Genomic DNA, 6,944 nt, shown 5'->3' on the forward strand with positions numbered 1-6,944 from the left:
TGAAAATTTGTTAAGAAGCGGGCAAGATGCCCGCACTCCTCGAATTCTTTGATCTGACTGGAGTGGGAGCATCTTGCTCCCTGGATTTTTAATTAGGGTATTTCCGCTTCGCGGACATGAATAAGCGAACTTGATATAACAATTAACAATTAACGAAAAGAAGCCAGTAGTGTTGACAATCACTACTGGCTTGAAAAGGGAGAAATTTTTAATTTAATTTCAGTTAAATCTCAGGTGCAGTCATCCCTTGAGCGATAGGGACAGGAAGTTCTTGAACCGCGACTGACGAAGATTCAACCAATGTGGGTACTGAATTCCGCAATCTTGCCGTATATTCGACTGTTGTCGAATCGTAGATTTGGGTGACAATTTTGGGATAGAGTCCAATCCCGATAATGGGAACCAACAAGCAAGCAATGATAAACACCTCGCGGGGTTCCGAATCGACTAAGACTTCATGCTCCACTAATTCCTTATTTTCTGGGCCATAGCAGATTTCCCTGAGCATGGAGAGCAGATAAATCGGGGTTAAAATCACGCCCACAGCGGCCAGGAAGACCACCAGAACTTTAAAGGTGGAACTGTAGGCATCACTGGTGCTAAAGCCGATAAATATGGTTAACTCTGCCACAAAACCACTCATACCGGGTAGGGCTAGTGAAGCCATGGAGCAAGCTGTCCACATGGCGAACATCTTCCGCATCTTTTGACCGACTCCGCCCATTTCATCCAACATTAGGGTATGGGTGCGGTCATAGGTTGCTCCCACCAGGAAGAAGAGACTGGCTCCAATTAAGCCATGGGAGATCATTTGTAGCATTGCGCCACTGAGTCCTAAGTTAGTAAAGGAACCTAAACCAATGAGAACAAACCCCATGTGGGAGATGGAAGAGTAGGCGATTTTGCGCTTCAGGTTCCTTTGGGCAAAGGAGGTGAGGGCAGCGTAGACGATATTCACTACCCCTAGGATGACTAAAACGGGAGCAAAGACGGCATGAGCATCGGGTAACATACCGGCATTCATGCGGATGAGGGCATAGCCTCCCATTTTGAGGAGGATACCGGCAAGTAGCATGTGTACGGGGGCGGTGGCTTCACCATGGGCATCGGGAAGCCAGGTATGGAGGGGAAAAACGGGGAGTTTGACGGCGTAGGCAATGAAGAGGCCAGCGTAGAGGAAGAGTTCTAAGTTTAGGCTATAGTCCTTAGCGGCGATCGCCTGCATATCAAACGTAACGGTATCCCCATAAAACGCCATCGCCAAGGCCACCAGCAGGATAAACAGGGAACCCCCTGCCGTATACAGGATAAACTTGGTGGCTGCATACAGCCGTTTTTTCCCGCCCCAAATGGAGAGCAGCAAATAAACCGGAATTAACTCTAATTCCCAAACGAGGAAAAAGAGCAACATATCCTGAACTGCAAAGACGGCAATTTGTCCGCCATACATGGCCAACATCAGGAAGTAAAAGAGCTTGGGCTTCATGGTCACTGGCCAAGCCGCTAACATAGCCAAGGTGGTAATAAAGCCGGTGAGAATAATCAGAGGCATGGATAAGCCATCTGCACCCACTGACCAATTGAGGTCAATTTGGGGAACCCATGCATATTTCTCGACTAATTGCAAATCCGGGTTACTTAAGTCATAGCCCGTGCAGAAGGCATAGACAATAAAGGCAAAGTCAATCAGTCCGACAATCAGAGAGTACCAACGTACTGTTTTCCCATTTTCGTCTGGGATAATGGGCAGCAGTAGAGAAGCCGCAATGGGAAACAGAATGATGATTGTTAACCAAGGCAAATCAGTCATAAGTGTTGAGTAGATAGAGGTGTGGGGCGGTGAGGAGATGGGGAGATTGGGGGATGGGGAGATGGGGGGAGTGGGGGAGTGGGGGAGTGGGGGAGTGGGGAGATGGGGGGAAACGGAGAACTCCCTATTACCTATTCCCTGTTCCCTATTCCCTATTCCCTATTCCCCATTACCTATTCCCTATTCCCTATTCCCCAATTAACTAATTCCAGAGAAGATCACTAATCCCAAAACTGCGCCGAAGACAATCAGGGCATAGAATTGGGCGCGACCATTTTCTAGATATTTGAGACCTTCACCGGTAATTAGGGTAACAAACCCGGTTAAGTTTACTGCACCATCGACGACTCGGAAATCGACTTCCATTACCTGTCTGGCAACTCGGCGCATTCCCATGACGAAGACGGAATCGTAGATCTCGTCAAAATACCATTTGTTGAGAGACAACTGATACAGGGGTTGGATGGATTTGGCGATCGCCCCTGGATCGATTTGACGGCTCAGATACATCAGTGAGGCCAGGGTAATCCCAATTAACCCTACACCAACCGAGCTGCCTGCCATGGGCAAAAATTCTGACCATTCAAACTCGGCTGCGGCTTCGGCCATATCGAAGGCTTCACCGGGAGCATGGATAAAGGCTTCAAAATAGTTAGCAAAGGGAGTGCCCACTAAACCCACCAATACGCTAGGAACCGCCAAGGCCATCAGGGCAAAGGTCATGGAGAGGGGAGACTCATGGGGACTATGGGCATGATGATGTCCATGGTCATCATGATGATCGTGACCCGCAGAACCGGAAACACCCGCAGACTCGCGGACGAGTTCGCGAATGGCTTCATCATTGCCCTTAAATTCGCCTTCAAAGGTGGAGAAATACATGCGGAACATATAAAAGGCGGTAATTCCAGCCGTTCCCCAACCAATGGCCCACAGCAGGGGATTGGCAGCAAAGGCATTAGCGAGGATCTCATCTTTTGACCAGAATCCAGCAAAGGGAGGAATCCCACAAATGGCTAGAGTACCGATTAAAAAGGTGGTTGAGGTAATAGGCATATATTTACGCAATCCTCCCATCAGCCGCATGTCTTGGGCTAAAACGGGGTCATGGCCGACGACTCCCTCCATGCCGTGAATAACGGAACCTGAACCCAGGAAGAGCATGGCTTTAAAGTAAGCATGGGTCATCAGGTGAAATAATCCGGCGCTATAGGCTCCGATGCCCATAGCCATAACCATGTAGCCCAGTTGGGAAACGGTGGAATAGGCTAATCCTTTCTTAATATCATTTTGCGTAATGGCGATCGTTGCGCCTAAGAAGGCGGTAAAGGCTCCCGTCCAGGCGATCGTATCCATGGCCACGGGGGTATGCTCGAAGACGGGATACATGCGAGCGACTAAGAACACGCCAGCCGCGACCATGGTGGCAGCATGGATCAGGGCGGAAATGGGGGTGGGGCCTTCCATCGCGTCAGGCAGCCACACATGGAGCGGGAACTGGGCTGATTTGGCTACAGGGCCTAAAAAGACCAAAATGGCGAATAGACCGGCTAGAGCGCTGGAAATTACGCCATCTGAGACTAAATCAGCTAGGTTCTCACCCATGGCTTCAAACTCGAAGCTGCCGGTGGCCCAATAGAGGCCGAGGATACCGAGTAGGAGGCCAAAGTCTCCGACGCGGTTCACGACAAAGGCTTTTTGACAGGCTTCGGCGGCGGCGGGGCGATCGTACCAAAATCCGATCAGCAGGTATGAACACATCCCTACTAATTCCCAAAATACATAGACTTGCAGCAGGTTGGGACTGACGACTAAACCTAACATGGATGAGCTAAACAGGCTCAAATAGGAATAGAAGCGCACATATCCGGGATCGTGGGACATATAGCCATCAGTGTAGATCATCACCAAAAAAGCTACAGTGGTGACGATCGCCAACATCACTGAAGTCAGGGGATCGATTACATAGCCCATGGTGAGGTGAAAATCACCGGCCGATGCCCAGTCTAAGGTGTAGGTATAGACTTCATGGCCTTGAATTTGGCTCCACAAGAGGGCAAAGGATAACACCATGGCAGCCCCTAATAGGGATACAATCACCACAGCATTGGCCTGCCGTAAGCCGTTCGTTGCTTTGTTGAAGGAGATTAGACCTAGGCCAACCAGCATTGCGCCCACTAGGGGCAGCACGGGGATTAACCAGGCGTATTCATAGAGGTATTCCATTGAAGATCAGCCGATTTGAAAATGTCCTATTTCTGGTTGAAAACCGTTCATTATTGTGGCACACCCCTTGCCGGGTTGGAACTAAAGATTATTTTAAGATCGGTCGGGATGGGCGGATGGGGGGATGGGGAGATGGGGAGATGGGGAGATGGGGGGATGGGAGAATGGATTACGAAAAGATGTAAAAAGTTGATAAAAATTCATTAAAATTCATTAAAAATTATACTCATTCATTTTAGTTCAAAAAACTACCCCAATTGCTTTAAAAGAGATTGCAATTCGTTCAATCTCAACCCAGAAGCGGTAACCTCAAAGTGACGAATCGATGGTGCATACCCTGATAACCAGGATTGCCTATCGCATCCTCCTTTACCTTACAGAATTGAGGAGAATCTGATGAAAGAAACAGGAGTATTGAGCAGCCGTAATGTGGCCATTGTCGGCCCATACATGAGTGGTAAAACCACGCTGCTCGAAAGTTTGGAATATGTCAGTGGGGCAATCTCACGCAAAGGTTCGACTAAAGACGGAACCAGCATTGGAGACGGATCGCCGGAAGCGCGATCGCAACAAATGACAGTTGAAGTTAATGTAGCCTCTACAGACTACGAAGACATTCACTTCACTTTTCTCGACTGCCCCGGTTCCATAGAATTTGCCCAAGAAACCTACAACGCTCTCATCGGTGTGGGTGCAGCCATTATCGTCTGCGAAGCTGAACCCGATCGCATCCTCACCCTCGCCCCCCTCTTCAAATTCCTAGATGACTGGGAAATTCCCCATCTCGTCTTCATCAACAAAATGGATCGCGTCTGTACCGACGAAGAACGCTGTTTAACCAGTTTTTCTGCCCTACTTACCGCTCTACAATCTGTATCCTCTCGCCCCATCATTCCCCACCAATTCCCGATCGCCGCACAAGACCAAATCATCGGCTATATCGACCTCGTAAGCGAACAAGCCTATCATTATCACCCCGATGCACCCGCCGATCCCGTTCCCCTTCCCGAAGCCCTCAAAGATGCTGAACATCAAGCTAGAACCCAGATGCTCGAAACCCTAGCTGACTTTGATGACCACCTCTTAGAAGAACTCCTAGAAGAAATTGAACCGCCCCAAGAAGAAATTGTCAAAGACCTGAAAATGGAATTGGGAGCCGATTTAATCGTGCCCGTATTCCTCGGCGTTGCTTCCGAAGGTTATGGCGTGCGTCCTCTTCTTGATGCCCTCAAACGGGAAGCTCCCTCACCCGATGTCACTTCAGGGCGGCGGGGCGTTGACTTAGAGAGCGATACCCCTATTGCTCAGGTCTTAAAAACTTTTTATACTCCCCAAGGGGGAAAAATCTCTCTGGTTCGCGTTTGGCAAGGAGAAATTACAGAAGGTCTAGTCCTCAACGGCGTTCGTCCGGGTGGAATTTATCGCCTATTTGGACAACAACAGGAATCGGTATCTAAAGCGGGTATAGGAGAAATAGTCGCCCTAGCCCGGATGGATGGCGTATACACGGGTGATACCCTATCGCCAACCAAAGAGGTGAAAGCTATGCCCAAGGCTAATATTGTGCAGCCCGTCTATGCTTTGGCGATCGCCCCCCAAAACCGCAAAGATGAAGTCAAACTTACTCCAGCTCTCAACAAACTCCTGGAAGAAGACCCCTCCCTCTATTGGGAACAACAGGCCGATACCCATGAAGTGATCCTTTGGGGACAAGGGGAAATCCATCTCAAAGTCAGTCTAGAGCGCCTCAACCGTAAATACAACATTCCCATGGCCACCCATTTACCCAAGGTTTCCTACAAAGAAACCATCCGTCAACCGGTGGAAAATGTTCACGGACGCTATAAACACCAAAGTGGGGGCCATGGTCAATTTGGGGATGTCTACCTAAATATCCATCCCTTAGACCGGGGAGAAGGTTTTACCTTTAATGAAACCATTGTTGGCGGCGTTGTCCCCAAACAATATATTCCGGGTGTAGAAACAGGAGTACGAGAATACCTCACCCAAGGGCCCCTCGGCTTCCCCGTCGTTGATGTGGGGGTTACCCTCACTAATGGCAGCTACCATAGTGTAGACAGTTCTGAACAAGCCTTTAAGCAAGCGGCTCGGTTAGCCATGACTACGGGTATGAGTCAAGGTAAACCGACTCTCCTTGAACCCATCGCCTCCATCACGATTTCTGCACCTACAGAATTTACCTCTAAAGTTTTACAACTGCTGAGTGGTCATCGGGGTCAAATTCTGGGTTATGAACCCTTTGACTCTTGGAAGGGATGGGATCAAACCTCTGCCTATCTTCCCCAAGCGGAAATGCAAAACTTTATTATTGAGTTGCGTTCTCTGACGTTAGGGGTGGGTTTCTTTGATTGGAAATACGACCATTTACAAGAAGTCCCCGATAAAATTGCCGATCGCGTTTTGGCGACTACTGCTGAATAATTGAGAGGGTCGCAGTAGGGGTGAAAAATTTTTCGCCCCTACCAACCTTTTGTCCTCATCTCCCCTACCTGGGTGCGATCGCCATCCTGAATCTCATCCGGTCAAAGGAAGGTTCACATTACGCCATGATATCAAGTCCGGATAATTGGTTAAGAAGCGGGCAAGATGCCCGCACTCCTCGAATTCTTTGATCTGACTGGAGTGGGAGCGTCTCGCTCCCTGGATTTTTAATTAGGGTATTTCCGCTTCGCGGACATGAATAAGCGGACTTGATATCAAGTCCGGTTTCCGCAAGCGGACATGAAAATTGGTTAAGAAGCGGGCCAGATGCCCGCACTCCTCGAATTCTTTGATCTGACTGGAGTGGGAGCATCTTGCTCCCTGGATTTTTAATTAGGGTATTTCCGCTTCGCGGACATGAATAAGCGGACTTGATATTAGCCCATGAAAACCACTAGGCGATCGC

Annotated in this window: 3 protein-coding genes; 1 reads left to right on the plus strand and 2 read right to left on the minus strand. The window is 49.0% G+C overall.

Going from position 1 to position 6,944, the window contains the following annotated elements; genetic code table 11:
• Positions 1 to 223: 223 nt before the first annotated feature.
• Positions 224 to 1,810 carry an NAD(P)H-quinone oxidoreductase subunit 4 gene (locus tag PMG71_RS18095; RefSeq protein WP_283755116.1) on the minus strand — a complete coding sequence of 529 codons (1,587 nt, stop codon included), beginning with the start codon at positions 1,808 to 1,810 and terminating at the stop codon, positions 224 to 226.
• 198 nt (positions 1,811 to 2,008) lie between these two features.
• Complete coding sequence (locus PMG71_RS18100; RefSeq protein ID WP_283755117.1) at positions 2,009 to 4,036, minus strand: NAD(P)H-quinone oxidoreductase subunit 5; 2,028 nt, start codon at positions 4,034 to 4,036, stop codon at positions 2,009 to 2,011.
• A gap of 396 nt (positions 4,037 to 4,432) precedes the next feature.
• Between PMG71_RS18100 and PMG71_RS18105 the strand changes: the two genes are divergently transcribed.
• The gene (locus PMG71_RS18105) at positions 4,433 to 6,478 is read left to right on the plus strand and encodes an elongation factor G (RefSeq protein ID WP_283755118.1); all 2,046 of its coding nucleotides are present in this window, start codon (positions 4,433 to 4,435) and stop codon (positions 6,476 to 6,478) included.
• Positions 6,479 to 6,944 lie beyond the last annotated feature (466 nt).

Source organism: Roseofilum acuticapitatum BLCC-M154 (assembly GCF_030068475.1).
GTDB classification, from domain to species: domain Bacteria; phylum Cyanobacteriota; class Cyanobacteriia; order Cyanobacteriales; family Desertifilaceae; genus Roseofilum; species Roseofilum acuticapitatum.

What these genes read in the sequence shown, in the direction of transcription:
- PMG71_RS18095 (WP_283755116.1), bottom strand. Translation starts at nt 1,810, where the DNA reads ATGACTGATTTGCCTTGGTTAACAATCATCATTCTGTTTCCCATTGCG.
- PMG71_RS18100 (WP_283755117.1), bottom strand. Translation starts at nt 4,036, where the DNA reads ATGGAATACCTCTATGAATACGCCTGGTTAATCCCCGTGCTGCCCCTA.
- PMG71_RS18105 (WP_283755118.1), top strand. Translation starts at nt 4,433, where the DNA reads ATGAAAGAAACAGGAGTATTGAGCAGCCGTAATGTGGCCATTGTCGGC.